This window comes from Hymenobacter jeollabukensis, from assembly GCF_005771675.1.
Lineage (GTDB): Bacteria > Bacteroidota > Bacteroidia > Cytophagales > Hymenobacteraceae > Solirubrum > Solirubrum jeollabukense.
In genome coordinates, this window is the sequence record NZ_VAJM01000002.1 from 106,241 (window position 1) to 132,580 (window position 26,340).

23 protein-coding genes are annotated in these 26,340 nt (G+C 62.7%); 20 read left to right on the forward strand and 3 right to left on the reverse strand.

Features of this window, described 5'->3' with window-relative positions:
- Nucleotides 1-807 carry an inositol monophosphatase family protein gene (locus FDY95_RS04525; protein ID WP_138075550.1) on the forward strand — a complete coding sequence of 269 codons (807 nt, stop codon included), beginning with the start codon at nucleotides 1-3 and terminating at the stop codon, nucleotides 805-807.
- Nucleotides 808-1,089: 282 nt separating this feature from the next.
- Here the strand turns inward: FDY95_RS04525 and FDY95_RS04530 are convergent, their stop codons facing one another.
- Together FDY95_RS04530 and FDY95_RS04535 are read right to left on the reverse strand one after the other, a co-directional pair.
- Complete coding sequence (locus tag FDY95_RS04530) at nucleotides 1,090-1,932, reverse strand: DUF4382 domain-containing protein (RefSeq protein ID WP_138075551.1); 843 nt, start codon at nucleotides 1,930-1,932, stop codon at nucleotides 1,090-1,092.
- Between the two features lie 341 nt (nucleotides 1,933-2,273).
- Nucleotides 2,274-5,363 carry an AsmA family protein gene (locus tag FDY95_RS04535; protein WP_138075552.1) on the reverse strand — a complete coding sequence of 1,030 codons (3,090 nt, stop codon included), beginning with the start codon at nucleotides 5,361-5,363 and terminating at the stop codon, nucleotides 2,274-2,276.
- Between the two features lie 154 nt (nucleotides 5,364-5,517).
- On the opposite strand from FDY95_RS04535, the gene FDY95_RS04540 reads away from it, so the two are divergent.
- Both FDY95_RS04540 and FDY95_RS04545 read left to right on the forward strand, forming a co-directional pair.
- Nucleotides 5,518-6,588: a PorP/SprF family type IX secretion system membrane protein gene (locus FDY95_RS04540; RefSeq protein ID WP_138075553.1), complete on the forward strand. Its 1,071-nt coding sequence runs from the start codon at nucleotides 5,518-5,520 to the stop codon at nucleotides 6,586-6,588.
- A gap of 71 nt (nucleotides 6,589-6,659) precedes the next feature.
- Nucleotides 6,660-7,925: an SUMF1/EgtB/PvdO family nonheme iron enzyme gene (locus FDY95_RS04545; RefSeq protein WP_138075554.1), complete on the forward strand. Its 1,266-nt coding sequence runs from the start codon at nucleotides 6,660-6,662 to the stop codon at nucleotides 7,923-7,925.
- 199 nt (nucleotides 7,926-8,124) lie between these two features.
- Here FDY95_RS04545 and FDY95_RS04550 read toward each other — a convergent pair whose 3' ends face one another.
- Entirely contained in the window at nucleotides 8,125-8,826 is a 702-nt protein-coding gene (locus FDY95_RS04550; RefSeq protein ID WP_138075555.1) for a ComF family protein, read from the reverse strand.
- A gap of 179 nt (nucleotides 8,827-9,005) precedes the next feature.
- On the opposite strand from FDY95_RS04550, the gene FDY95_RS04555 reads away from it, so the two are divergent.
- The 17 genes from FDY95_RS04555 (at nucleotide 9,006) to FDY95_RS04635 (ending at nucleotide 26,162) form a co-directional block, all read left to right on the forward strand.
- Nucleotides 9,006-9,389 (forward strand): carboxymuconolactone decarboxylase family protein, encoded by a 384-nt coding sequence (locus FDY95_RS04555; RefSeq protein WP_078010690.1) that lies wholly within the window; start codon nucleotides 9,006-9,008, stop codon nucleotides 9,387-9,389.
- A 3-nt stretch (nucleotides 9,390-9,392) separates the two neighbouring features.
- Nucleotides 9,393-9,758 carry a hypothetical protein gene (locus FDY95_RS04560; protein ID WP_138075556.1) on the forward strand — a complete coding sequence of 122 codons (366 nt, stop codon included), beginning with the start codon at nucleotides 9,393-9,395 and terminating at the stop codon, nucleotides 9,756-9,758.
- Between the two features lie 216 nt (nucleotides 9,759-9,974).
- Complete coding sequence (locus FDY95_RS04565; RefSeq protein ID WP_138075557.1) at nucleotides 9,975-10,739, forward strand: exodeoxyribonuclease III; 765 nt, start codon at nucleotides 9,975-9,977, stop codon at nucleotides 10,737-10,739.
- A 150-nt stretch (nucleotides 10,740-10,889) separates the two neighbouring features.
- Nucleotides 10,890-14,318, forward strand: coding sequence for a DUF4175 family protein (locus FDY95_RS04570; RefSeq protein ID WP_138075558.1), 3,429 nt, complete (start codon nucleotides 10,890-10,892; stop codon nucleotides 14,316-14,318).
- 42 nt (nucleotides 14,319-14,360) lie between these two features.
- Entirely contained in the window at nucleotides 14,361-14,798 is a 438-nt protein-coding gene (locus FDY95_RS04575) for an ATP-binding protein (RefSeq protein ID WP_111480314.1), read from the forward strand.
- Nucleotides 14,799-14,828: 30 nt separating this feature from the next.
- On the forward strand, nucleotides 14,829-15,314 hold the full coding sequence (gene ybeY, locus FDY95_RS04580; RefSeq protein WP_138075559.1) for an rRNA maturation RNase YbeY: 486 nt from the start codon (nucleotides 14,829-14,831) through the stop codon (nucleotides 15,312-15,314).
- Between the two features lie 75 nt (nucleotides 15,315-15,389).
- A complete protein-coding gene (locus tag FDY95_RS04585) occupies nucleotides 15,390-16,118 on the forward strand; it encodes an arginyl-tRNA--protein transferase (RefSeq protein ID WP_246073925.1) in 729 nt (242 codons plus the stop codon).
- Nucleotides 16,119-16,222: 104 nt separating this feature from the next.
- Nucleotides 16,223-16,600, forward strand: a complete 378-nt coding sequence (locus FDY95_RS04590) for a hypothetical protein (protein ID WP_138075560.1) — start codon at nucleotides 16,223-16,225, stop codon at nucleotides 16,598-16,600.
- A 71-nt stretch (nucleotides 16,601-16,671) separates the two neighbouring features.
- Entirely contained in the window at nucleotides 16,672-18,534 is a 1,863-nt protein-coding gene (mnmG, locus tag FDY95_RS04595; protein WP_138076221.1) for a tRNA uridine-5-carboxymethylaminomethyl(34) synthesis enzyme MnmG, read from the forward strand.
- Nucleotides 18,535-18,553: 19 nt separating this feature from the next.
- Nucleotides 18,554-19,006, forward strand: coding sequence for a hypothetical protein (locus tag FDY95_RS04600; protein WP_138075561.1), 453 nt, complete (start codon nucleotides 18,554-18,556; stop codon nucleotides 19,004-19,006).
- Nucleotides 19,007-19,058: 52 nt separating this feature from the next.
- Nucleotides 19,059-20,024: a helix-turn-helix transcriptional regulator gene (locus FDY95_RS04605; protein WP_138075562.1), complete on the forward strand. Its 966-nt coding sequence runs from the start codon at nucleotides 19,059-19,061 to the stop codon at nucleotides 20,022-20,024.
- Nucleotides 20,025-20,131: 107 nt separating this feature from the next.
- Entirely contained in the window at nucleotides 20,132-20,524 is a 393-nt protein-coding gene (locus tag FDY95_RS04610; protein WP_138075563.1) for a RidA family protein, read from the forward strand.
- 675 nt (nucleotides 20,525-21,199) lie between these two features.
- Nucleotides 21,200-22,063, forward strand: a complete 864-nt coding sequence (locus tag FDY95_RS04615; protein ID WP_246073926.1) for a class I SAM-dependent methyltransferase — start codon at nucleotides 21,200-21,202, stop codon at nucleotides 22,061-22,063.
- 54 nt (nucleotides 22,064-22,117) lie between these two features.
- Nucleotides 22,118-22,441: a hypothetical protein gene (locus FDY95_RS04620; protein WP_138075565.1), complete on the forward strand. Its 324-nt coding sequence runs from the start codon at nucleotides 22,118-22,120 to the stop codon at nucleotides 22,439-22,441.
- On the forward strand, nucleotides 22,425-24,047 hold the full coding sequence (locus FDY95_RS04625; RefSeq protein WP_138075566.1) for an Ig-like domain-containing domain: 1,623 nt from the start codon (nucleotides 22,425-22,427) through the stop codon (nucleotides 24,045-24,047). Before FDY95_RS04620 ends, FDY95_RS04625 begins: the two co-directional genes overlap by 17 nt.
- Nucleotides 24,048-25,065: 1,018 nt before the next feature.
- On the forward strand, nucleotides 25,066-25,557 hold the full coding sequence (locus FDY95_RS04630; RefSeq protein WP_138075567.1) for a DUF4385 domain-containing protein: 492 nt from the start codon (nucleotides 25,066-25,068) through the stop codon (nucleotides 25,555-25,557).
- A 125-nt stretch (nucleotides 25,558-25,682) separates the two neighbouring features.
- Nucleotides 25,683-26,162, forward strand: coding sequence for a hypothetical protein (locus FDY95_RS04635; RefSeq protein WP_138075568.1), 480 nt, complete (start codon nucleotides 25,683-25,685; stop codon nucleotides 26,160-26,162).
- Nucleotides 26,163-26,340: the final 178 nt, after the last annotated feature.

Sequence of the window (26,340 nt, forward strand, 5' to 3'; positions counted from 1 at the left end):
ATGGACCTTCAGCAACTCACCCAGCTCAGCCACCAGGTAGCCGAAGTAGCGCGCCAGGCCGGGCAGTTTATCCGCCAGGAAGCGGCCAGCTTCGACCGCGGCCGCATCGAGCACAAGGGCCTGCACGACATGGTGTCGTACGTGGACCAGGAGTCGGAGCGCATTGTGGTGGCGGGGCTGCGCGCGCTGCTGCCCGAGGCCGGCTTCATCACCGAGGAGGGCACCGCCGGGCCGGCCAACCGCGCCGAGCAGTTCACCTGGATTATCGACCCGCTCGACGGCACCACCAACTTCATCCACGGCCTGCCCGTCTACTCCGTCAGCATCGCGCTGATGCAGGGCGCGGAGCTGGTCATCGGGGTAGTGTACGAGGTGAACCAGGAGGAGACGTTCCGGGCCGTGCGCGGCGGCGGGGCTTTTGCCAACGAGCGGCCCATCCGCGTGTCGGACGCGCCTACGCTGAGCAAGTCCCTGGTATCTACGGGCTTTCCCTACAGCAACTTCAACCGCATCGACCCCTACCTGGGCATGCTGAAGGAGTTTATGCGCGAAACCAACGGCGTGCGCCGCGTCGGCTCGGCCGCCATCGACCTGGCCTGGGTGGCCGCCGGCCGCTTCGAGGCTTTCTTTGAGTTCAACATCAACTCCTACGACGTGGCGGCCGGCATTTTGCTGGTGCGCGAGGCCGGCGGCCGCGTCACGCAGTTCCTGGAAGAGGGGGACCCGGTGTTCAACCGCGAAATCATTGCCAGCAACGGCCACGTCCACGAGGAGATGATGCAGATTATCCGCCCGTTCTGGCAGTAGTCAGCGGCGGCTTACCCCGCCGTCATTGCGAGGAGGCACGACATTCCGCGCATCAAGCGGCGTCAACCCTTCCTCTCGCGGTAGAAGCGGCCCAACTGGTACAACCCCAAAACAGCACCGCCCGAAAACGTCGTACGAACGTCTTCGGGCGGTGTCGTTTTGGGTTAGCAGGGATTGTAGCGGCAGTGCTACTAGAGGAACGATTGCTTCGCTTGACTACGTCGACCTTCGGTTCGCTCGCAATGACGGCCAGTGTTGCCCTGCTTTCCTGAGTTGCTCAGCTTACGGCTGCAGATTCACGTTTTCGATGGTCTTTACGGCGTTGTTGGTTACCGTCACGTCGGTTCTGGTCGCGTTCAGGTAGGGGTTTTGCCCGGCTGGCGCCGAGGTCGTCGGGAAGTACTTCACGGTGTAGGTGCCGGCGGGCAGGCTCCAGAGCTGGTAGGCGCCGCTGGCATCGGCCATGGTGCTGAAGGTATCGGGCACGGTAATGCTGCTGCGGATGGCCAGCACCTGCGGCGCGGCGGCCGTGGGCGACACGGTGCCACGAATGGCGCCGTTCAAATCCTGCGCCACCACCCGGATGACGGGCTTGAGCAGGTACCGCTCGTTCTGGTTGCCGTTACCGTTGCCATTGCCGCGCTCCACGATGGACTTGGCCACGTCGAAGTCGAGCAGCAGCTGGTAGGTCTGGCCCGCGGTTAGGGTCACGTTCTGCAGCCGGAGCTTCACGCCCGAGGTTTGCCCGCTGGGCGTTTTCAGCGCGTAGGTGTTGCCATCACGCCCCACCACGAAGTTGTTTGGGCCGAGCACCAAGCGGATTTCCTGCGGCGTGCCGGGGTTGAAGTCGGTATCCACCAGCAGGGCCGAGCGGCCGTTCACGTACTCCAGCACGTTGATGGTCTGGGGCGTGAAGGGCAGGGTTTGCCAGCCGTCGGGGTCGTTTTCCGGGTTCAGGTGCAGCTCGATGCGCTGCACGTCGAGCCGGACGGCGCGAAAGTCGCCGGGGGCATCGGTCAGGCGGATCTGCAGCTTGGCGTTGCCGGACTTATCGTTGTCCTTACCGCAGCCGGCCAGGCCGAGAACCGTCAGGGCAGTCAGAGAAAACAGCGTCAGTTGTTTCATAGAAGGAGGGCAGAGGGAGCCTGAAGCAAAATGTATAAACGCGCTTCCTACGCAACTTCGTGCCACAAGTATTACAAAACCAAGAAAACACCTCTTAAACCGGTCATTTCATTTACATATTCCAAGAAATACCACCTTTCGAAATATATTCCGAAAAATCAATATAATTCAACCTAACCCCGAGAACCGCACCTCGCGCCAACGTGCCGCCCGGTAACGGGTGCGCATTCATTCTGTCGCATAAAGCCCTGACCTATAGTTACTCCACAAAGCCGGAAGCCGCCCGGCCGGGCCAATAAAGGCTCCGCCGGGCGGCTTCCGTGATTAGCCGTTTAGGGTCGTTAATTGCCGCCCGCCTTGGCCGTGTCTGCCGGGGTCGGGGCGGGCGTCGGCGTCTGGGTGGGCGTGGGTGTTTTCTTGGGCTTGCCGAACAGGTTACCGAGGCCTTCCTTGGCTTTCTGCTTGAGCTTGGCTTCGGCTTCGAGGCGCCGCTTCTCGATTTCCTGGGCGGCCTTGGCCTGCAGCTCCAGCTGCTTCTTTTCCAGCTCCTTGCGGGCGCTGTCCTGGGCCACCTGGGCTTTGGCGGCCAGCTTCAGCTTGGCGTCGTCCACCTTGCTCTGCACCACGCTGGTCACCAGGCTCTTGGCCAGGTCCTTGGCCTGGGCCTTGGTGCCGGCGGTAGTCAGGCGCACGTCGGGGTTGGTGATGGAGCCGCCGATTTTCAGGCCCATGGTCACCCGCTCGGTGCCCTTGATGTCCTGCACGCCGGTCAGCTGGGTAAGCTTGGCGTTCAGGGCGTTGCCCACTTTACCGGTGGGCACGTCCAGCGCCATCACGTAGTCCACGGTGCCGCCCACGTTCGAGGAGCCGCCCACCGTGGCCTTGATCTGGCCCACGGTGAAGTCGAAGGGCTTCACGATGAGGTTGCCGTTCAGCATTTCGGCCGCCACGTCCTTGTTGTTCACCGCGAAGTTCTTCAGCTCCTGCAGCTGCGTCAGGTTGCTGATTTTGGCAAACACCGGCGAAGTGCCCACGGCGGCGCGCACCACCTCAAACAGGCCCTTGCCCGTCAGGGTGCTGTAGTTGGGCATCATGTCCTGGCCCATTTCCCCGCTCAGGGTGAAGTTGGTGCCGAAGATGCCCTCCACCTGCTGGGCCAGCGGCAGCAGCTTTTTCACCGAGGGGAAGGCCGCAAACGCGTTCTGGAAGTTCAGGTTCTTGATGTTCAGCCCGAAGTTGAACTTGGGGTGCTGCAGGTCCCGGCTGTTGTAGCTGCCGTTGGTGGCAAACTGCCCGCCGAGAGTGTTAAACGTCAGCCCGTTCATGTTCACGGCCTCGTCCTTCACCGTCAGCGCGCCCTTGAGGTTGTCCAGCTTGAGGTTGTCGTAAATCACCTGGTCCACGTCGGCGTTCAGCTTCAAATCGAAGAACTTCGGAATCTGCAGCACGCCGTCGGCCGCGGCCGTAGTGGGGGCCTGGGTGGCCTTTTTGGCCCCGGCCGAAGCCTGCCCGTCGGGCTCCACCATCCACTCGTTCACGTTGAAGCGCTTGGAGTTGACGGTCAGCGTACCGCGCAGGGGCTGGCCCGGGGTGAACAGGTAGCCCATGTAGTTGCTGATAACACCCGAAGCCTGTACGTCCGAGGAGCCCACGAAGCCCGTCATGTCCTGCAGGGTGATGCTGGCGTTGTTGAACGAGGCCGTGGCCTGGGTCACCCGCACGCCCTGGGGCAAATCGGCGCTCTTGTAAGTCACGTTCTGCGCGTTGACGGTGCCCGAGGCCACGATGTTCTGGTAGCGCTCCGCCTCGATGTCGGCCATGCTGCCCTTGGCGGCCACGTTGCCGCTCAGGCGCCCGGTCACCGTCATGCCCTCCAGCGGGAAGATCTTGGTCATCTTGGTCAGGTCGATGACGCCCTTCACGTTGGCGTCGAAGATGGGCTTGGCTATGTTCTGGGCGGCCAGGCGGCCCTCCAGCGGCTCCCCGTCGAGCAGCATCCGAAACTGCGGAATATCGATGCGCGTGTCGTTGACCTGGCCGGTGGTGTTGACCACCGTGCCGTTCACCGTCAGGTTCTCGATGGGCGCCGGGAAGGCCTTGGCCTTCACGTAGCCGTTGGTCAGGCGCAGCGCCGCCCGGGTCACCGGCATCTGCGTCTTTGAGTAGGTGCCCTTGGCCGTAGCGTCCACGAACAGCAGCCCGCGCAGCACCATATCCGGCACCGGGTACACCTTGGTGGCTTCGGCCAGGTCCACGTTGGCCTTCACGCGGCCGTCCACCTTCATCGGCTCCAGCCCGTCGATGCGCACGTTGCCGTCCACCGGGTTTTTGCCCAGGTCGAGGTGAAACTTCTTCACGTCCACCATCACGTTGTTGGTGAAGCCCGAGGGGTTGTCCACCTTCATATCCACGTTGATGTTGGTGGCCGCCTGCGGCAGGTCGGGGTACTTGAACCGGCCGTTGGTCACCACCAGGTTCACCCCGTAGCCTGGCATCTTCACGTCGTTCTGCACGCCCTTGAAGTAGCCGTCGAAGGCCACCTTGCCCGCCGTTTCGATGTTCTGGAAGTCCTTGGTAAACACGCCCGGCACCAAGCTCAGGATGTTCTTGAAGTCGGTTTCCAGCGCCTTGAAGGTCAGGTCGTAGGTGATGTCCGTTTCGTTGGGCAGCCCGATCTGGCCCTGGAAGCTGAACGGAAAGTCGTTCAGCCGCATCTGGTTGTCCTTGAAGGTGAAATTCATCTTCGCCAGGTCCATGCCCATCGTCACATCGGCCGTCAGCTTCTTCTTGTCGACGTAGGTCGTGCCGTCGTACACCATGCTCAAGGCCTTCGCCGTGGTGTTCGACTTCATGTCGAACACGTCCTCGGCGAAGTCGCCCGAGCCGGTGTGGTTCACCCCGCGCAGCTCCATGCCGAAGGGAATCGTCAAATCCTCGTAGCGAATGTGCCCGTCCTCGATTTTCCAGCCCTTGATAGCAATTTTCGGCGAGGCCGTCGTGTCCACGCCCTTGGTCGCCAGGGCCGAGTCGGACAGCACGATGTCCCAGTTGGCGCGGCCGCTCTTGAGCACCCGGGCGTGGATGTCGGGCCGCTCCAGGTTCACCGAGTTGATCTTGATTTCGTTGCCGCTGATGACGCTCATCAGGTCGAGGCCTACGTCCAGCCGGGGCAGGTAAGCCAGGGTATCGCGGGCAAAAGAGTCCTTGCCAATCACCCGCAGCTCTTCAATGCTCAGGTCGAGGTCGGGGAAGGTGCGCAGCAGGCTCACGCTCACATTGTCGGGCTGATACTCCACCCGCGCCGCCAGTTTCTGCGCCAGCTGCTTGTCGAGCGCCGCCTTGAGCTTGTCTTTGAAGAGCACCGGCGCCAAGGCCACGGCCGCGACGAGGACCACGAGGAAAATCAGCAGCCCCAGAAAAAATTTTCGCATGGGTTAAGTAGTTGGCAACTAGCGCCCAACTCCTACAGGAGCCGAATCCGCCAGTCGAGGTGGCAACTTAAAGAGGAGCGAATTTGCAATTTTAGTTCCGCCACCCGGCAGCCGCGCACCAAACGCGGCGCAGCGGCCGTTAGTCCACCCACCTATGCGCGCCACCGACCTGCCCGTCTTTTCGCCCCGCCGGCGTACCCGGCTGGCCGCGCCGTGCGCCTGCCTCGCCGCGGCCCTAACCGGCTTACTGGCAGGCCCCAACGCGCAGGCCCAGGACGTATTCTTCTCCCAGCCCTACGCCACCCGGCTGCACCTGAACCCGGCCTTCACCGGCCTGTTCGACGACTACAGCGTCACGCTGGCTTACCGCAACCAGTATCCCACGCTCATCGGCACGCTGCAGTCCAGCCAGCTCGCCGCCGATTACCGCCTGCAGGACCAGCGCAGCGCCGTAGGTTTGCTCATCAATGCCGACCGCGGCGGGGAATTGGATATGACGCGCTTCGAGGGCGGCTTCACCTACGCCTACCACGGCAAGCTGGCCAAGGGCGCCTACGTCAGTGCCGGCGCCCACGCCGCCTACGGCTCGCAGCGCATCAGCTACGGCAACCTCGTTTTCGGCGACCAGTTCGACGCCGACGGCCAACGACTGGGTGCGTCGGCTGAGCAGATTCCGCAGGTTTATGATCCTAAGCGCTACTTTACCCTCGGCCTCGGCGGCATTTTCTATACCGAGCAGTCCTGGTTCGGCATTGCCGCCTCGCACCTGAACCAGCCCGTCGTCGGCCGCGCCGACAACGCGGTGCTGCCGTTTCGCCTCGGCCTGCACGGCGGCTACAAATACTATTTCCGCAAGACCACCGTTAAGCGAGTATACCACGAGGTAAGCCTCTCGCCCACCGTGGCTTACACTTACCAAGGCGGCTCCGACCGCGCCGAAATCGGCCTGTACGGAACCTGGACTCCCCTGACCGCCGGCCTGATCTGGCGGGGTGCCGCGCCCGGCCCGGGCAAAACGCAGCAGAGCCTGGTGGCGCTGGTCGGCGTGGGCTGGGGAGGTTTCCGCTTCGCTTACAGTTACGACGTGAGTCTCAGCCGGTTCAGCCGCGAAGTCGGCGGCGCCCACGAGCTAACATTGTGTTTACAGAAGATTGACTTGCTTGAAGCCGCGAACCGCCGTCTGCGGCGCAAAAATTACGCGGCGCCCCCTTGTCCAACCTTTTGAAAACTCGTAACATTGCGTTCAGTTTGCCATTCTCAAGCCTTTTCCGCTCAAGGAGTTCCACGTAAACAAGTATGAATTTTTCCAAGTACCTGCGTTTAGCTGTCGTTGGCGCCTGCGCCCTGTCGGCTTGCAAAAGCGGTCCGCCCTCGGCTCAGAAGCCCGGCAAGTACTCGTCCACCACGGGCATTGAGTACAACACCGAGGAAGGCATGAAGGTGGCTGACTACCAAGGCATTCCGGAAGGCCCGGGCCTCGTCTTCATCGAAGGCGGCCGCACTGTGCTCGGTTCGGGCGAAGAGGATGTGGCCATGACCCACGACAACCTCGAGCGTACCGTGACCGTGGCCTCGTTCTACATGGACGAAGCCGAAGTGGCCAACATCCACTGGCTGGAATACCTGCACTACGTGCGCAAAGACTCGTCGGAAGAGTTCTACCAGTCGGCCCTGCCCGACACCACGGTATGGGCCCGCGACCTGTCGTTCAACGACCCCTACGTCGATTACTACCTGCGTTACCCCGGCTTCCGCTTCTTCCCCGTGGTGGGCGTGAGCTGGCTGCAGGCCAACGACTTCTGCACCTGGCGTACGGCCAAGGTGAACGAGAACCTGGCCGGCAACGCGGCCGATACGTCGGCTCCCAAGAAGAAGAAAAAGAAAAAAGGTGGGGATGACGGCGGCGACGCTGGCGACGCCGGTGCCGAGGGCACGGCTGATGCTGGCGAAGGCAAAGCCAAAATCTCCATCGAGAACGGCAACACCCTGCCGAACTACCGCCTGCCCACCGAAGCTGAATGGGAATACGCTGCTCAGGCTATGATCGGCACCCAGGAAGTGGGCAACGAAAACCAGGAAAACAAGCGCGTTTACCCGTGGGACGGCCGCCAGGTGCGTAACTCCTACGGCAAGAAGATGGGCCAGTTCATGGCCAACTTCAAGCGCGGCCGCGGTGACTACGCCGGTATTGCCGGTTCGCTCAACGACGGTGCTATGATTACGGAGTACGTGTACGCTTACCCCCCGAACGACTACGGCCTCTACAACATGGCTGGCAACGTGAACGAGTGGGTGCAGGACGTATACCGCCCGCTGTCGTTCGAAGACATGGAAGACCTGAACCCCTTCCGCCGCAACGGCGTCCTCGACGAGGAAGCCAAGTACGACAAGAAAGGCTACCAGTCGCTGATCGACGACAAGGTGCGCGTCTACAAAGGCGGTTCTTGGAAAGACGTTGCCTACTGGCTCTCGCCCGGCACGCGTCGCTTCATGGCTCAGGACTCGGCTACCGCTTCCATCGGTTTCCGCTGCGCCATGATCAACCCCGGCTCGAACAAGTAAGCCTAGGTTAGCCCAAACATCGAAACGGCCCGGACTGCAGAGTCCGGGCCGTTTTGCGTTTGCTTAGGCGTTGATTCTCTCGCACGTCATGCTGAGCCCCGCGAAGCATCTCTCCTGTTTCGTTGTTCGGTAGAGATGCTTCGCGGGGCTCAGCATGGCTGTTCTTTCATCTTTGCTTAACGCAACTCAAACGCACCAATCAGTGTTCGGCGCAGGCAATGGTGGCCACGCTCACGGCCGCGGCGCCCGCGTCCAGCACTTTGATAGCGCAGGCTTCCAGGGTGGCGCCGGTGGTCAGCACGTCGTCGACGACCAGCACGTGCTTGCCCCGCACGGCGTCGGGCTGGGCTACTTCGAATACCTCGGCCACGTTTTGCCACCGCTCGGCGCGGCTCTTGCGCGTTTGGGAGGCGGTGAAGCTGTTGCGGCGCAGCACCTCAGCCGACCACGGCACGTTCAGGCTAAGTGCCAGACCCTCGGCGAAGGTGTCGGACTGGTTGTAGCCGCGCTTGGCCAGCTTGCGGCGGTGCAGCGGCACGGGCAGGATCAGGTCGAGGTCGGTGCCCAGGCCGTGGCTGGCCAGCTCCTGGCCGTACATCTGGCCCAGGGCCGTGCCCACTTCGCGCTGGCCCTGGTACTTGAGCTGGTGCAGCAGGTGCTGCACGCGGCCCCGACGTAGGAAGCGCAGGTAGCTGAGCACGTACTCCATGGGCACGCGGCCCCAGAAGCGGCGCGCCAGCGGGTTATCGGTAGGGGCGAGGCGGTGGTAGTCGGTGTAGGGCAGCTGGGTGCGGCAGGCGGTGCAGAGGTGCGTTTCGCCGCGGGCCAGGGACTGTTGGCAGGCCAGGCAGGTGCGCGGGAATATCAGCGCGACAAAATCGGATAGGGTAGAAGAAAGCATGAGGCGTTTGGGTATAAAGGCAAGCCAAACGCAATAGGTGCGAGGAAGCGCCCTGAAGGCAGGACGCGTGGGAGCGGGGAATTGCTGGTTAATGTAAACCTTTGCGGCGAATTTTTCCTTTTGCAAGACCGGGTTGCCAGACCGTCAACTCACCATTTCACTACTCACCATCTCACCGGATGAGCCTCGTCACCGAATTCAACGACTACCGCTCGCGCATGAACGAAAAGATCATGGCGGCGGATAACAAGGTTATCAAGCGCTTTTTCAACCTCGATACCAACACCTACCAGGCCGGCGCCCTGGACGTGAAAACCAAGGAAATCGTGGGCCTGGCCTGCTCCATGGTGCTGCGCTGCGACGACTGCATCAAGTACCACCTCGGCAAGTGCTATGAGGAAGGCCTGACCGACGCGGAGGTGTACGAGGTCTTCGCCATTGCCAACCTCATCGGCGGCAGCATCGTGATTCCGCACTTCCGCCGGGCGGTGGAATACTGGGAAGCGCTGAAGGAGGAAGCCGCCACCCCGGCCCCGCCCCACGCCGAACACGCCGCCGAGTAAGCCATGCTCGACCCACTGGAAACCGAGGCGCAGTTTGAGCACCGCTGGTGGCTCTTAATGACCGAGCTGAAGGAGCGCTTCGGCAAGAAACCCGACCTGAACGCACTGCTGCTGCTTATCGGCGTGCAGGAGCTGGGGCAGGGCCTCGGGCCGTTCACCAAGGAGCAGAAGCAGGACCTGATGCACATTGCCACCTGCCGCCTCTTCAGCATCTCGGGCTACTACGAGCTGGAGCGCGTGGACGAGGACGGCTGGCCGCACTACCGCCTGCTGCAGCCCGTGCCCTTTGCCACGCTCAAGGAGCAGGAGCGGATGCTGAAGTGGCACATCCTGGAGTACTTCGCGCAGCAGGAAAACCTGAACGAATAATGAATCAGCTGTCATCCTGAGCGCAGCGAAGGACCTTGCTCGAACCCCGCACTAACCGAGAAGCGCAGCTACTAACCCCAATTAGTGGCTGCGCTTCTATATGGTTGCTAGCTTTGCCGCTGCTAACGTCGGCGCTTGGACTGCTACGGCGGTGCAGAGTGGGAGAAAGGTCCTTCGCTGCGCTCAGGATGACGTTCTTTTTTCTTTTCGCATATCGTGAAAATCATCAGCTACAACGTCAACGGGCTGCGCTCAGCGGTGAGCAAGGGCCTGCTGGATTGGGTCCGCGAGGTGCAGCCGGACGTGCTGTGCCTGCAGGAAATCAAGGCCGGGCGCGAGGCGCTGGATGTGGCCGGCTTCGAGGCCCTGGGCTACCACTACTACCAGTTTCCGGCCCAGAAGCCGGGCTACAGCGGCGTGGCCACCTTCAGCAAGCTGGCGCCCAAGGCCGTGAGCTACGGCTGCGGGCACGAGCCCTACGACCACGAAGGCCGGGTGCTGCGCCTGGATTTTGAGGATGTGTCGGTGCTGAACGTGTACATGCCCTCGGGCACTAGCGGCGACGAGCGGCAGGCTTTCAAGCTCGACTGGCTGCAGTGGTTCACGCCCTACATTCAGTCGCTGCGGGCCACGGTGCCGCCGCTCATCATCTGCGGCGACTTCAACTGCTGCCCCACGCCCATCGACCTGCACAACCCCAGGGCCAACCAGAACTCCCCCGGCTACACCCCGGCCGAGCGCGCCTGGTTTGCCGATTTCCTGGCCTCGGGCTTCACCGACTCGTTCCGCCACCACCACGGCGACGCTCCGCACCATTACTCTTGGTGGAGCTACCGGGCCGGCTCGCGCCAGCGCAACGTGGGCTGGCGCCTCGATTACCTACTGGCCGACAACCGCCTGCAACCCCGGCTGGCCGCGGCCGGTCTTTTGCCCGACGCGGTGCATTCCGACCACTGCCCGGCCTACGTGGAGCTGGCTTAGCTTACCTGAAGCGGCGCGGGGCGAGTCTCCGGGCCGCTTCGGCACTTATTGCGGGCCGGTGGTGGTTAGCAAGGCACGGCCGTCCGGCGGCGTGGCTCCGGCCGCAGGTTTCGCCGTATCTTTCTCCGTTTCGATTTTGTGAGGTCCGATATGCCGGCAACCCAATCTATACCCGCTGCTTCTGCCGCGCAGACTGCCACCTGGCAGCAGGTGCGGCAGCATTTGGAGGCGTTTAAGCGCAAGTTCTACCTCAGCCTGCTGCTGCGCGGCGCGCTGGTGGCCGGCGGCTTGCTGCTGACGTTTTTCGTCGTCTTCAACCTGCTTGAGTACTTCCTCTACCTGCCCACCTGGGTGCGCGGCGGGCTGCTGTTCGGCTTCCTGGGCCTGACGGTCTGGGCCTTCGTGCGCTGGATCTGGCAGCCGCTGGCGGCGCTGAGCAACCTGCGCCGGCTGCTCTCCGACGAGCAGGCCGCCGAGCGGGTGGGCCAGCTGTTTCCGGAGGTGCAGGACAAGCTGCTGAACGCCCTGCAGCTGCAGGGCCAGGCCCGCGACAACGCCCTGATTGCGGCCAGCCTGGAGCAGCGCGCCGGGCAGCTGTCGGGGCTGGAGTTTGCCGAGCGGATTCGGCTGAAGGAGGATACCCGCCCGCTGTGGAAGTACGCGGCCATTCCGGCCCTGGTGGCCGCCGGCTTGCTGCTGGTGTGGCCCAGCCTGTTCGTGCAGGGCACCGAGCGCATTTTCCATTACTCGCGGGCCTATGCCAAGCCCATGCCCTTCCGCTTCGTGCTGGGCGACCAGAGCAAGCGCCTGCAGACCTTCAAAAACGAGAATTTCAAGCTGGAGGTGCTGGTGGAGGGCGACGCCCTGCCCAACGAAGTATCGGTGCTCTACGACGGCCGGGAGCGGCGCCTGACCAAGGTGGCCCCGGGCCGCTTTGCCTTCACCTTCCAGCAGCCCCAGCGCAGCACCGAGTTTCAGCTGGCCGCCGCCGGCTTTACCTCCGATGACTACCGCCTGAAAGTGCTGGAGCGGCCCAACCTGCGCGACTTCCGCGTGCACGCCGAGTACCCCAGCTACCTGCGCCGCAGCGCCGAAGACCTGAGCAACGACGGCAACCTGACCGTGCCCGAAGGCACCCGCCTGACCTGGCGCTTCAACACGGCCGCCACCGAATCGGTGAAGCTGCTGTTCCGCGACCCCAGCGAAACCGTGACGGCCCAGGCGGCCGACGACGACCAGTTCACCGTGACCCGCCAGGTGCTGCGCAGCCAGCCCTACCGCGTGGACTTGCGCAACAGCATCAGCCCCAACCGGGACCCCATCGAGTACCAGCTCACCGTGGTGCCCGACCAGGCGCCCAGCATCACCGTCGAAGCCTTTGCCGACACGGCCACTCGCCGCTACCTGGCCCTGGCCGGCACCCTGCGCGACGACTACGGCCTGACGCGCCTCGCGCTGCACTACCGCGTGGGCACGGCCCAGCGGCCCGGCACCTGGCGCACGGCGCCCATTGCCCTGGCCAACAACGGCCCGGCCCAGACCTACACTCACCAATGGGATTTGGCCCCGCTGCGCCTCAAGGCCGGCGACCAGCTCGAATACGCCGTGGAGGTGTGGGACAACGACGGCGTGCACGGCCCCAAATCGGCGCGCACCCGGCCCATTACCTACCGCCTGCCCAGCCGCAGCCAGCTGCGCGAGCAGTTGAACGCCGACGCGCAGTCGATGCAAAACAAGATGACCAGCGCCCAGGAGCAGAGCAAAAAGCTGCAGCGGGAGCTGGCCAAGGCCGAGGAAAAGCTCAAGACCAAGCGCGAGCTGAGCTACTCCGACCGCAAGGAAATGCAGCAGATGCTGGAGCAGAAGCAGCAGATGGACCAGCAGCTCAGCCAGATGAAGCAGATGTTTGAGCAGCTGCAGCAGAAGCAGGAGCAGCTCGATCCGCGCAGCCAGCAGCTGGCCGAAAAAGCCCAGGAGCTGCAAAAGCTCATGGACTCCATGATGGACCCCGAAACCAAAAAGCTCTACGAGGAGCTGCAGAAGCTGCTACAACAGCAGAAAGCCCCCGAGGGCGAGCTGCAGAAGCTGCTCGACAAGCTGGAAAACAAGGAGGAAACCATGGAGAAGGAGCTGGAGCGCGCCATGGACCTCTTCAAGCAGCTGCAGCTGGAGCAGAAGATGGAAAGCGCCACCGAGCAGCTCGAAAAGCTGGCCCAGGAGGAGCAGAAGCTGGCCGAGCAGACCGAAAAAGCCGCCGACAAGCCCTCCGACCAGCGCCAGCAGGAAAACCAGCAGCTCAAGCAGCAGCAGCAGGACGCGCAGAAGCAGTTTGAGGATGTGAAGAAGGAGCTGCAGGAGCTGCAGAAGATGGACCAGCAGCTCGACAACCAGAACAACCTGGACCCCATGCAGCAGGAGCAGCAGCAGACCGAGCAGCAGATGCAGGAGAGCCAGGAGCAGCTTTCGAAAAATCAAAACCAGAAAGCCGCCCAGAACCAGAAGCAGGCCGCCCAGAACATGAAGCAGATGGCGCAGAAGATGCGCCAGAAGATGGAGGAAGAGGAGTCGGATCAGCAGCAGGAAAACATAGACCACCTGCGCGACATCCTCGAAAACCTCCTCAAGCTCTCCTTCGACCAGGAAAACCTGATGAAGCAGTTCCGGCAGGTCGACCAGTCGGACCCGCGCTACCAGCAGCTGAGCCAGAACCAGCGCAAGCTCCGCGACGACGCCGTGGTGATTCAGGACTCGCTGTATGCCCTGGCCAAGCGCGTGTTCCAGCTGCAGTCATTCGTGACGCGCGAGGTGGGGGAGATGAACGGGCAGATGGACCAGGCCATGCAGCAGCTGTTGCAGCGCAACGTGTCGCGCGCCACCGGCTCGCAGCAAATGGCCATGACCTCGATGAACAACCTCGCCCTGATGCTCAACGACGCGCTGCAGCAGATGCAGGAGCAGCAGCGCCAGTCGCAGCAGCAACAGTCGGGCGCGGGCAAGCCGGGCAAGAAGAAAAAGAAGGGCCAGCAGCCCAGCCCCGGCATGGGCCAGATGGGCAAGCTGCAGCAGCAGCTCAACCAGCAGATTCAGCAGCTGCAGCAGAGCGGCAAGCAGGGCCGGCAGCTCTCCGAAGACCTGGCCAAGATGGCCGCCCAGCAGCAGATGCTGCGCGAAGCCCTGCAGCAGCTAGAGAAAATGCAGCAGGCCGCCAAGGAAGGCAAGAACGGCAAGCCCGGCCAGCAGAAGGGCGAGCAGGGCATGGGCGGCATGGGCGAGCTGAAAAAGATGATGGAACAAACCGAGCAGGACCTCGTAAACAAGCGCTTGACGGAGCAAACCGTTATGCGCCAGCGTCAGATCCTGAGCCGCCTGCTCGAAGCCGAGAAATCGGCCCGGGAGCGGGACCTCGACAACAAGCGCGAAGCCGAAACGGCCAAGGTGGTGCCGCCCGGTTTTCCGCCCGCGTTCGAGAAATATCGGGAGCAGCGTAACCGCCAGACGGAGTTGCTACGTACGGTACCGCCGGCCCTCACTCCGTACTACCAGCGGGAGGTGAGCGAGTATTTTCAGAAAATGAAATAGCGCTGCCTATTTTTACGACCCGTTGCCCCCTCTCACCACTCCATGAAGCAGGTCAAAATTCAGATTCCGTCCCTCGTCGAGAACATCCGCGTCGTTGAAAGCTTCATCGACAACTCGAAGGATACCTTCCACATCGAGGACGATATCTACGGCAACATCATGGTGGCCGTCACCGAAGCGGTGAACAACGCCATCCGCCACGGCAACAAGTTCGACAAGGACAAGACCGTGCTCCTTTGCCTGTCCATCGATCAGGACCGCGTGAAATTTGAAATCGAGGACCAGGGCCCCGGCTTCGACTTCACCAACCTGCAGGACCCCACCGCGCCCGAGAACCTCGAGAATCCCGGCGGCCGCGGCATCTTCCTCATCCGCCACCTGGCCGACGAGGTTGAATTTACCAAGGACGGCCGCAAGGTGGAACTCACCTTCTTCCTGCCGCCCGCCAACGGCGAAGCCCAGGGCCACGCCGTCGCCTAAGTACCCGCGCACTTTTCCCCGTTTAGCTCCATGTCCGAAGCCGACCAGTTGCCGCCCGACCACCACGACGAGTACGACCCCTTGCACGACGCGCCGGGCATCGAGTTTGTCGTGGAAGACGTCGATTTCGAGCTGGGCAATGCGACGGAGCTGACCGACTGGATTGAGCGCGTGGCCGCGGTGCACGAGCACAAAATCGTGCAGCTGACTTACATCTTCTGCTCCGACGAGTACCTGCACAAGGTGAACGTGGAGTACCTCGACCACGACACGTACACCGACGTCATCACCTTCGACAACGCCGACGACGCGGACATCATCGAGGGCGACATTTTCATCTCGGTGGACCGCATCCGCGAAAACGCCCAGACGCACCACGTCACCTTCCGCGACGAGCTGCACCGGGTGATGATTCACGGCGTGCTGCACCTGCTCGGCTACAAGGACAAAGACCTGCTGAGCCAGACGGCCATGCGCAAAAAAGAGGACGACTGCCTTTCGCTGCGCACTTTTTAGGGCCCGATTGCCTTTCTTTAGCATTGAAAACGCCCGCCCCGCCGCGGGCGTTTTTGTTGCCAACGCCGCCCCGCTATGTCTGCTTCTCGCGCTGCCGCCCTCGTCATTCCGGGCGACATGCTGGACTTCTACCTGAGCCAGGGCTACTACCGGATGCACCAGGACCTGTTCACCTGCCGCTTCCTGCCCCTCGACGGCTCGCTCTACACCGTGCACTGGCTGCGCCTGGCGCTGGCCGACGTGGTGCTGGGCGCCGAGCAGCGCCGCCTGCTGCGCGTCAATGCCCGTTTCACCCTCCGCAGCGCGCCGTTTCGGCTGACCGAAGAGTACGAGGAGCTGTACGCCCGCTACCGCGCCTCCATCGACTTCGACGCGCCCGAGACGGTGGAGGCCTTCACCATGGCCGGCCACGCCCACAGCGTGTTTCCGACCGAAGTGCTGGAAGTGCGCGACGGGGAGCGGCTGATTGCCGTCGGTATTTTCGACCGCGGCACCCGCAGCCTGATGGGCATCATGAACTTCTACGACCCGGCCTACCGCAAATACAGCCTGGGCAAGTACCTGATGCTGCGCAAAATCGAGCTGGCCCGGGAGCAGGGCCTGGCCTATTACTACCCCGGCTACGTGGTGCACCAATACCCCAAGTTCGACTACAAGCTCTATCCCTGCCCGGCCGCCACCGAGGTCTTCGACGTGGCTTCAAGTAGCTGGCTGCCGTTTTCCTGGGACACCGTAGCCGCGCAATCCGCTGACCTGCTGCGGGATTGGCCGCTGCCCACCGACGACCCGGACGAGGCCGACTAACGCCCGCCGCCACGTAGAACAAATCGGAGTGCGTATCTTTGCCCACGTTCTGAGCGGGTTAGCCTCGCATTTCGCCTGAAATCCGACTACCGTTTCCGCCGAGCGTGGAAACGGTTTCTGTTTTTTGGGCTTTCTATAAGAACGTCATTCCGAGCGAAGTCGAGGAATCTCGCGTGCTGACGCTGGATATAACAATGGAAAAAGAAGTCGGCACTTATACCGTCAAAGATGCTTTTCACCTTACCAGCCGCGGCTGGGTGTTGGTGGGCACGCTGACTGGGGCAGTCAATAATGGTAACCACCTGGCTTTTCCTTCCGGTCTAGTTGTGCGCACTAAAGGCATCGAGATGCTCAACATCCGCAACCAAGAAGAAAGAATTTGCCTGGTGATTTCAGCACCGTTCACCAAGCGGCAGCGGCCCGTCGACCGGCAAATTCTCGATGAGCAGATCATCGGCGCCACGGCGCGGGTGCTGGAATAACCGCCCCTCGGGCACAAAACGCAGGCCTCGCCTGTTACTCACCTCCGAAGCAACAACCCTCCCCAGCTATGCTGACCCAGGAATACGATGTAATTGTGGTAGGTGCCGGCCACGCCGGCTGCGAAGCTGCCGCCGCGGCTGCCAATCTTGGCTCCTCGGTGCTGCTCATTACCATGAACATGAACACCATTGCGCAGATGTCGTGCAACCCGGCCATGGGCGGGGTGGCCAAGGGGCAGATCGTGCGGGAGGTGGACGCGCTGGGTGGGCAGTCGGGCATTATCACCGACAAAACGATGATTCAGTTCCGGATGCTCAACCGCTCGAAAGGCCCCGCCATGTGGAGCCCCCGCGCCCAGAGTGACCGGATGCGCTTCGCCGAGGAGTGGCGCGTGACGCTCGAAGGCATCCGCAACGTGGACTTCTGGCAGGAGGCCGTCACCGGGCTGCTGGTGGAAGACGGAACCTGCGTGGGTGTGCGCACCCAGCTCGGCATTGAGTTCCGCTCGAAAACGGTGGTGCTCACCAACGGCACCTTCCTGAACGGGCTCATCCACATCGGCGAGAAAAACTTCGGCGGCGGCCGGGCGGCGGAGCGCAAAAGCACCGGCATTACCGAGCAGCTGCGGGAGCTGGGCTTCGAGACGGGCCGCATGAAGACGGGCACCCCGCCCCGCGTGGACGGCCGCACCCTCGACTACTCGAAAATGGAGGAGCAGCCCGGCGACGACAACCCGAGCAAGTTCTCCTACCTCGACACGCCCCAGCTCACGAAGCAGCGGCCGTGCTACATCACCTACACCAACGAGAAGGTGCACGACATCCTGCGCACCGGCTTCGAAAAGTCGCCCATGTTCCAGGGCCGCATCAAGGGCCTGGGGCCGCGCTACTGCCCCTCGGTGGAAGACAAAATCAACCGCTTCGCCGACAAGGACCGCCACCAGATTTTCGTGGAGCCGGAGGGCTGGAGCACGGTGGAGGTGTACGTGAACGGCTTCAGCTCCTCGCTGCCCGAAGACGTGCAGTACGAGGCGCTGCGCCAGATTGCGGGCTTCGAAAACGCGAAGATGTTCCGCCCCGGCTACGCCATCGAGTACGACTTCTTCCCGCCGACGCAGCTCAACCTGACCCTGGAAACCAAGCCGGTGCGCAACCTCTACTTCGCCGGCCAGATCAACGGCACCACCGGCTACGAGGAAGCCGCCTGCCAGGGCCTGATGGCCGGCATCAACGCCCACCAGCGGGTGCGCGACCTGGAGCCGTTCATCCTTCGCCGCTCGGAGGCCTACATTGGCGTGCTCATCGACGACCTGGTGAACAAGGGCACCGACGAGCCCTACCGCATGTTCACCAGCCGGGCCGAGCACCGCATTCTGCTGCGCCAGGACAACGCCGACCTGCGCCTCACCCCGCTGGCCCACAAGCTCGGGCTGGCCTCGGATGAGCGCATGGCCCGCGTGGAGCAGAAGCGCCAGCAAACCGCCGACGTGCTCGACTACCTCAGCAAAAAACCGGTGGAACCGGGCGAAATCAACGGCCTGCTGGAAGAACTCGGCTCGGCCCCCATCCACGAGAAAACCCGCGTGGTGAACCTGCTGCGCCGCCCCCAGCTCGATTTGCCCGACCTGCAGCGCGCCCTGCCGGAGTTGCACGAGTACCTGAGCCAATACGGCGCCGAGGTATTGGAACAGGCCAGCATCCACGTCAAGTACGAAACCTACATCGAGAAGGAACACCAGCAAGCCGAGCGCATGGGCCAGCTGGAAGACCTGCGCATCGTGGGCAAGCTCGACTACCAAGCCATGCCGGCCCTCTCGCACGAAGCCCGCGAAAAGCTGCTGAAGGTGCAGCCCGAAACCATCGGGCAGGCCTCGCGCATCAGCGGCATCTCGCCCGCCGATATTTCGGTGCTGATGGTGTACCTGGGCCGTTAAGAGTAGGGTAGGGGCCGTCATGGAAGTATCCGCCGTCCCCTTGCAACCAGCCCGACGAGCCGACTATTTAGGTTGGCTTGTCGGGCTGGTTGTTTGTACCAGCTTTGTTTTCGTGCTGGCGCTGGCCTACATCGTGGCGTTTCAGTTCGGCCACCCGCACCTCACTATTACCCGGGCTGATAACCTCGTCATGGGCGCCTGCGCCGTGCAGGGGCCACTGACCTTTTGGGGACTGGTGGGTACCATCCGCGCCGCCTGGCACCGGCGCTTCGGCCGGGCCGTGGTGTGGCTACTGTTTACCGTCTGGGCGTTGCTGCTGCTGGTCGGCGGCAGCTTCGTGGTAGGCGTACTGATAATCGGGGCACATTCCGTCGGCGAGCCCCCCCCGGATAGCCCGGAAGGCCGAGAAATGACTCGCGTGGATTCACTGTACAGCTCGCCTGGTTTCCGGGAAAAGCGCCTACACGACTAGCCGCTGATTTCCTGGCCGCATTCCTGATTATCCACTGCCCCGCTACTCGCTAATGAACCGATTCGACCGCGTCACGGCTATCCTCATCCACTTGCAGGCCAAGCGCAAGGTGAGCGGCGGGTCCCTGGCCGAGCAGTTTGGTGTGAGCCTGCGCACCATTTACCGCGACCTGCGCACCCTGGAGGAGGCGGGTGTTCCGCTGCTGGGCGAGCCCGGCATCGGCTACTCGCTGGCCGAGGGCTACCGGCTGCCGCCCGTGATGTTCAGCCGCGAGGAAGCCACCGCCCTGCTGACGGCCGGCAAGCTAGCCGCCCACCTGACCGACGCACCCACGGCCGAGCTAGCCGCGGCGGCCATGATCAAGGTCCGCGCCGTGCTGCGCCGCCCCGACCGTGACCATCTCGACCACCTCGACCCGCACATCCAGGTGCTCGGGCTCCGCGACCAGGCCAGCCGCCCGCCGGCCTATCAGCAGCTGGTAGCCGCCATTGCCATGCACCGCGTGGTACGGCTGGGCTATCAAACCGCCGAAAACGAAGCCCCGACCACTCGCGACATCGAGCCCATCAGCCTATACCTGAGCCGGCAGTGGCACGTGGTGGCTTACTGTCGGCTGCGCCAGACCATCCGCAACTTTCGGCTGGACCGCATCCGGGAGTTGACGCTGCAGGCGGAGGAATTTGTAGTACGCCCGGCCCTGCTGCGCCAGCACTGGGCCGCCGAAGCCAACCGGCGGCAGCGCGAACGGGTGGTACTCCGGTTTCAGCCGGCTGCCCTGCTGCCGGCGCTGATGCAGTTGCTGCACGACACCAAGCACCAGTACGGCTGGGCTCACGAGCAGCGTCTGCCCGATGGCCAATTGGAAATGACCTTGTTTATCGGGGAGCTGCCCTACCTGGCCACCTGGCTGCTGCCCTTCGCTGGGGCCCTGACCATCGTGGAGCCAGCGGCGCTGGCAGCCCCGCTACGGGCGTTGGCGCAGCGGGCCTACGACGTTTTCTGTCCACCCGAACAATAGTTTCAGGGGGCAAAACATGCTGCCATACCGCTGTCAGTTGGGGGCTGGACCTTTGTATTGTTCAGGCGCGGAATGCCTGGGCAGGACCATTTTTTCAGCCCTCCAATATGGAAAAGCGCACCGTAGACCCCTGGAAATGGGGTCAGTACACCAACTCCGTTCAAGCCGTCGAAATCAAGCAGCCCGCCGGAACCCTTTACTGCTCGGGCCAGGTAGCGCTGAACGCCGAGGGCCAGCCCAGCGCGGCCGATATGCGCAGTCAGCTGCTGCAAACCTTCCAGAACCTGGAGCAGCTCATCACGGAGGCCGGCTATGATTGTTCGGGCATCGTGCGGCTGAACGTGTACACCACCTCCATCCAGGAATTTTTCTCGACCTGCATAGACGTGTACGCCCCCTGGCTGGCCCAGCACGGCGTCAAGCAAGCCGCCACGCTGCTGGAAGTGCAGGGCCTGTTTGCGACTCTGACGATAGAGCTGGAAGCCACCGTGGTAAAGTAGCCCGGGCTACGGCCGCCGCCAGAATTCGGTTTTCGAGTACGGGCGGCGGCCAATTGTCCACTACGACGCTGGAATTCACTAATACCTGCCGCCGCACAGCGGTTCGGCTACATACGCCGAGGCGGTATTTCTTCGTGTACAACGGGGCCAATGACTGGTTTAGAGACTTGTAGATCAAGCGCGTTTCTACGCGCGAAGTCATCTAGCATGTCTCTCACCCTACGGAGCTTGCCGAAGCATCTGTTCGCCCGATTTGCTGACTTGCCCGGTTACCATGCGGGCATAAGTCCGGCATGACAACCTGACACTTGCCGGGAATTTTGTAAACAGATTCTGCGCAAATACAGCCCGTTATTTTGCGCAAACGTTTGCGCAAAATAACGTTGCCTGGAAGGCCGTTGCAGCCGCTTTGTACCTTGCCGCCGCGCTTTTCAGGATTTCCCGTCAGCATAAAATCCGCGCCCGTTTTATACTAAGCGAGCAGTTATCCACATTATGCCCGCCCGTCATTACGGGTGATTCGCTACTTGTCGGCTGTTACCCATATTTTTGTAGCTGTAGTCGCAGCCGGCGCCCGCGTCCGGCTGTTTTGTTTGCTGTCTGATTAGCTGCTTGGTGTCGAACGTACGCGTAGAACAGTGCCCGATTTGCGGGAATAGTGAGTTTCGTCCCAAAATGGTCGTCGAAGACTATTCGGTGAGCCACGAAAGCTTTGCCATCACGCAGTGCACCGCCTGCAGCCTGCTGCTGACCAACCCGCGCCCCGACGAAGCCAGCCTGGGCCGCTACTACGAAAGCCCGGCCTACATTTCGCACTCCGACACCCACCAGGGCCTTATCAACCAGGTCTACAAAGTGGCGCGCAAGTTCACCGTACGCCAGAAAGTGGCTCTGCTCGCCCGCGAAGCCCCGCGCCGCGGCCGCGTGCTCGACTACGGCTGCGGCACCGGCTACTTCCTGCACGCCGCCAAAGAGGCCGGCTGGCAGGTTGCCGGCTTCGAGCCCAACGATGCGGCCCGCCGCCTGGCCGAGCAGAACACCGGCCAGCCCATTGCCCACGGCGAGCTAAGCCAGTTCGCGCCCGCCTCCTTCGACGTCATCACGCTCTGGCACGTGCTGGAGCACATTCTCGACCTGAACGCGACGCTGCAGCAGCTCGTCACCCTGCTCAAGCCCGACGGCATCCTCGTTATTGCCGTGCCCAACGCCGAAAGCCCCGACGCGCAGTACTACCGCGAGCAGTGGGCCGCCTACGACGTGCCGCGCCACCTATATCACTTTACCAGCAAGACCGTTGACCGCCTGCTCGGCAAGCATCACTTGCAGCTGCGCCGTACCTTGCCCATGAAGCTCGACGCGTTTTACATCAGCCTGCTCAGCGAGCAATACCGCGCCGAGCGCGACGGCGGCATTCTGGCCGCGCTGCGCTCGGGCTACAAGTCCAACCGGCAGGCCGGGCAGAACGGCGGGCAGTATTCTAGCCTGATTTTCGTGGCCGAACGTGCGGCCCCGCTGCCCACGCCGCCGGCGGCTTCCTGAAGCTGCCCGGTGGGGTAGGGGAGGGGCCAACCCGCTCATCGTCACGCTTCGGCCATGCGCACCGCTCGTCTTTCGCTCCGCTTTTTCCTCCGGCCGCCGCTGCGGCGGCTGGCCCTGGTGCTGGCCCTGGCTGCGCTGAGCAGCCCACCGCTGCGGGCCCAGCGCATACCCGCCCGACCCGATTCCGTCGTTGTACCTTCGCCGGCGGCTTCGGTGCGGCCCGATTCGGTGCGCGCCCCGGCCGTGCCGCCCGAGCCCCCACCCGATACCGAACCCACGCCCGGGCCCGTGTCGCGGCGGGCGGGCTGGACCATCCTCGGGGCCTGCGCCCTGCTTACGCTTTCCACGCTGCTGCTCTACAATGTCCGTTCGCGTTAGTCCTGCTCTGTTTTTGCTGCCGACCGGCCTGTTGCTGGCCGGCTGCGCCGCCATCAGCCAGCCCGAAGGCGGGGCGCGCGACACGGAAGCACCCAAGCTCGTGAGCAGCAGCCCCCAAAACGGCGCCACCAACGTCAAGGAGCAGAACATTCGGCTGGAGTTTTCGGAGCAGGTGCAGCTGAAGGACCTGAGCAAGAACCTGCTCATCACGCCCACCATTTCCGATAAAAACCCCTACAAGCTGCGCGAGGAGCGCCGCGCCATCGAGTTGCGCTTTGAAAAGCCGCTGGAGCCGAACACGACCTACGTGTTCAACTTCCGCAACGCCGTGGTCGACATCACCGAGAGCAACCCCGCCAGCGACGTGGTGCTGGCCTTCAGCACCGGCGCGGCGCTGGATTCGGGCCGGGTGCGCGGCTCGGTCACGCAGCTGCTCAACGGGCAGCCCGAGGCCGAAGTCGTCGTTGCCCTGTACCCCGCCGCCGATACGGCTGACATCTTCCGCAACCCGCCCTACTACCAGACGCGGGCCGACAAGGGCGGCAAGTTTGAGCTGCGCAACGTGCGCGAAGGCAGCTACCGGATCTACGCGCTGGTCGACAAAAACAACAACAGCCGCTACGAGGAGCCCGAGCGCATTGCCTACCTGCCGCAGCCCATCGAGCTGCGCCCGCGCCTCGATACGCTGCACCTGGTGTCGGTACGGCCCGATTCGCGGCGCCCGCTGATTCTCTCGCAGCAAACCGGGCCCGACCAGTTTCGCATTGGCTTCAACGAGGGCTTGCGGCAGTTCACGCTGGCGGCCCTGGGCCAGCCGTCGGCCCTGCCCGACGCGGGGACGCTGCTGGAGCGGGGCCGCACGCTCAGCATTCTGCGCACCCCCGCCGTACCCGCCGGCCGCTACCTGCTTACGGCCGTCGACAGCGCCGGCAACCGGGGCGTCGACACCGTGAACGTGCGCTTCGAGGGCCAGACGCCGGCCACCAGCCGCCGCGGCGCGCAGTACCAGGTGGTGGGCAACCCGCGCGACATCTACCGCCAGGGCCAGCTCAAGCTGCAGTTTTTGGCCCCGGTGAGCATGGCCACCGACAAGCCCTTCGGCACCTTGGTGGAAGACTCGGTGAAGCGCCGCCCGCTGCGCCTACCCGCCGACGGCACCCTCAGCCCCGACCGCACCCTGCTGACGGTAAACGTGAACACCAAGGCCCGCACCAACATCGTCTTCGTGCCCGATACCACCGCCATTCTGGCCATCAGCGGCACGCCCCTGCGCCTGCGCCCGGTGCGCCTGCGCGTGACGGAGCAGTCGAGCACCGGCAGCATCGCGGGCACGATAACCACCAAGTACCGCAGCTTCGAGCTGCAGCTGCTCGACCAGAACTACCAGATCATCCGGACCGTGCCCGGCGGCCCGCGCACCTTCCGCTTCGACAACGTCGACCCCGGCACTTACCGCCTGCGCGTGCTCATCGACGCCGACAACGACGGCCGCTGGCGCGGCGGCGACCCGAAGCTGCGCGTGCCGGCCGAGCCCGTCTATATTCTGCCCCAAACGCAGCAGGTCCGCGCCAACTGGGAAATCGAAAACCTGGTGCTGACCTTCTAAACGCCCTTCCCGAGTTCCTTACCCAAAGCCCCGGTGCTGCCCGCACCGGGGCTTTCTTGTGGGCGCCTGCTTCAGCACCGTAGCGGTGCAGCTTGCCGGCCGCTGAGTCCGGTTTAGCTACGGCTATTGGGCGGCTCCGCGTGGCGGCGGTTGTGGGCTCGGAGCTGCCCTGGTTGCCAGCCATTCGCGCCCCACAGCCCGAGCTGCTATCTACCTGTGAACCTGTGCCATAGCCCCGGTTTTGGTAAGCCCGTTCGCGCCCGGGCATATTCGCGCAAGTAACTATACTCTGAGTATCAGCACGGTTCTTACAGGCTCACAGGCGGTTATCCACGTTTCCACAGCCTGTTGTGGAATTCTTACCCCCCTAAAACCGGCTTGTGCAGTCGACAGGGGATAACGCGTGGATAACGCGCTGATAACCTGTGAGCAACAGGGGATAAACAGGGGAAAAGATTTTTTGGTCCTGTCGAGCCCACAGCAGTGCCCGCAGCCTGTGGATAGCCGTGGACAACTTCCCCACGGTTTTGGGGCTTTCCACTTTCCACTAACGTGTTAATTCACAGGGTTGTGCACAAGTGTGTGGATTGTCGAAAAGCCTGTTAATTGGCAGATAATCACGCCTGTAATTTGCACATCCCATGTGGATAGCCGGTGTATAAGCCGGTTCTTGTGCACATGTTATCAAGCCCTGTGTATAAGCCTGTTAGATATCCACTTATGAACAGCCATAACGAGTGGAAATAGAAAAGATTCTTAAAATTTTATTTCATCAAAAGTTATTAGTCCCGTGGAAAACCCGAGTCGGAACGCACAGGCTCACAGGAGGATGAATGCCTGTAAACCTGTGCGTTCCGGCTCGGCCAGCGGCCGGGCGGCCGGTGCCGGACAAAGCGGAACGGTGGCCGGAAGTCAAGCCGGTGCCTGACCGGGCCAGCGCGGCGCGAACCGGCGGCCGGTTTCACCCGTCGAGCTGCGTAGTGCGTATACAGCCCGCCGCCGTCCAGCCAGGCCCGCCATGCCGTTCAACTACGACCAGGATTTTCGTCACGTCGATTTCCGCCAGCACCCCGAGCGGTACCGGGTGGGCAAGGGCGAGCAGGGCGTCTTGCTCGTGCAGCCCTATAAGAGCGAAATCCTGCCCTTCTGGCGCTTCAAGACCCCCGCCATAGCCCGCGAGTCGTCCGAGTCGATTTACGGGCTGTTTCTGGCCTATCTGAAGGCCGAGGACTTCGTGGGAGCCGACATGGCCCGTAAGTTCCTGCAGATGGGCTTTACCCGGGCCCGGCGCTACGCCAACCACCGCGGCGGCAAAAAGTACGAAGGCCCCGTGCCCGACGACAAAAAAGGCCAGAGTGGCGCCCACGGCCGCCCCGAGCGCCCCCGCGACCCGGAAGACCCCGAAAAAGCCGAAGCCGCCGCCATTTTCAAAGCCAAGTGGGACCAGGCCAAGCAGCACCCCGACTACCTGCGTCAGAAAGAAGCATTCGAGCAGCGCTACGGCAAATGAGTTGCCGGTTGTCAGTTGCGAGTTGTCAGTGTGGACAAATGCCGACCGACTGCCAACTGGCCACTCGCAACTGCCAACCAAAACATACCTTTACCCAGCTACCAACCTCCAAACCTCCTCCCAATATGAATACGCCCCAACCCCGCAGCACCGACGAAAACGAAATCGTGCTGGGCCAAGGCATGGGCCCGCTTAAGTTTGGCGCCAGCATGGACGAAGTCCGGACCCTGATGGGCGAGCCGGAAGAAATTGAAGAGTCGGAAGACGACGACGAGTTCGAGCACCAGGCCTGGAACTTCCTCGAGGAAGGCTACTCGCTGTACTTCGACCGCGAAGACGACTACCGCCTCTCCTGCATCGAAACCGACCACCCCGGCATGCGCCTCTACGGCGAGCCGATCCACGGCAAGTCGCTGGCCGATATCCAGGAACTGATGCGCCGCCACGGCCACGGCCAGGGCGAAATGGAGAAGGTGGATACCGGCGAAGTGCGCCTCTCCTACGAAAAGGAAATGATTGACCTCTACTTCGACGAGGACGAGCTGCAGTTTATCAACTTCGGCGTGTTCATCGACGACGACCTGGAGGTACAGTGGCCCAAATAAGGTCTGGTTATCCACAAAAACACGGCTTTTTGATGTGGATAAGTGGATAAGTTATTGATAGTAAAGATTACGTAATGCAAACGTAACCGTAGAAGTACAACTCGCGTATACTTCCGGCTTCGCTGCTAAAACGGTCTGAAACGAAAAAAGCCGCTCCCCAACGGGAGCGGCTTTTTTG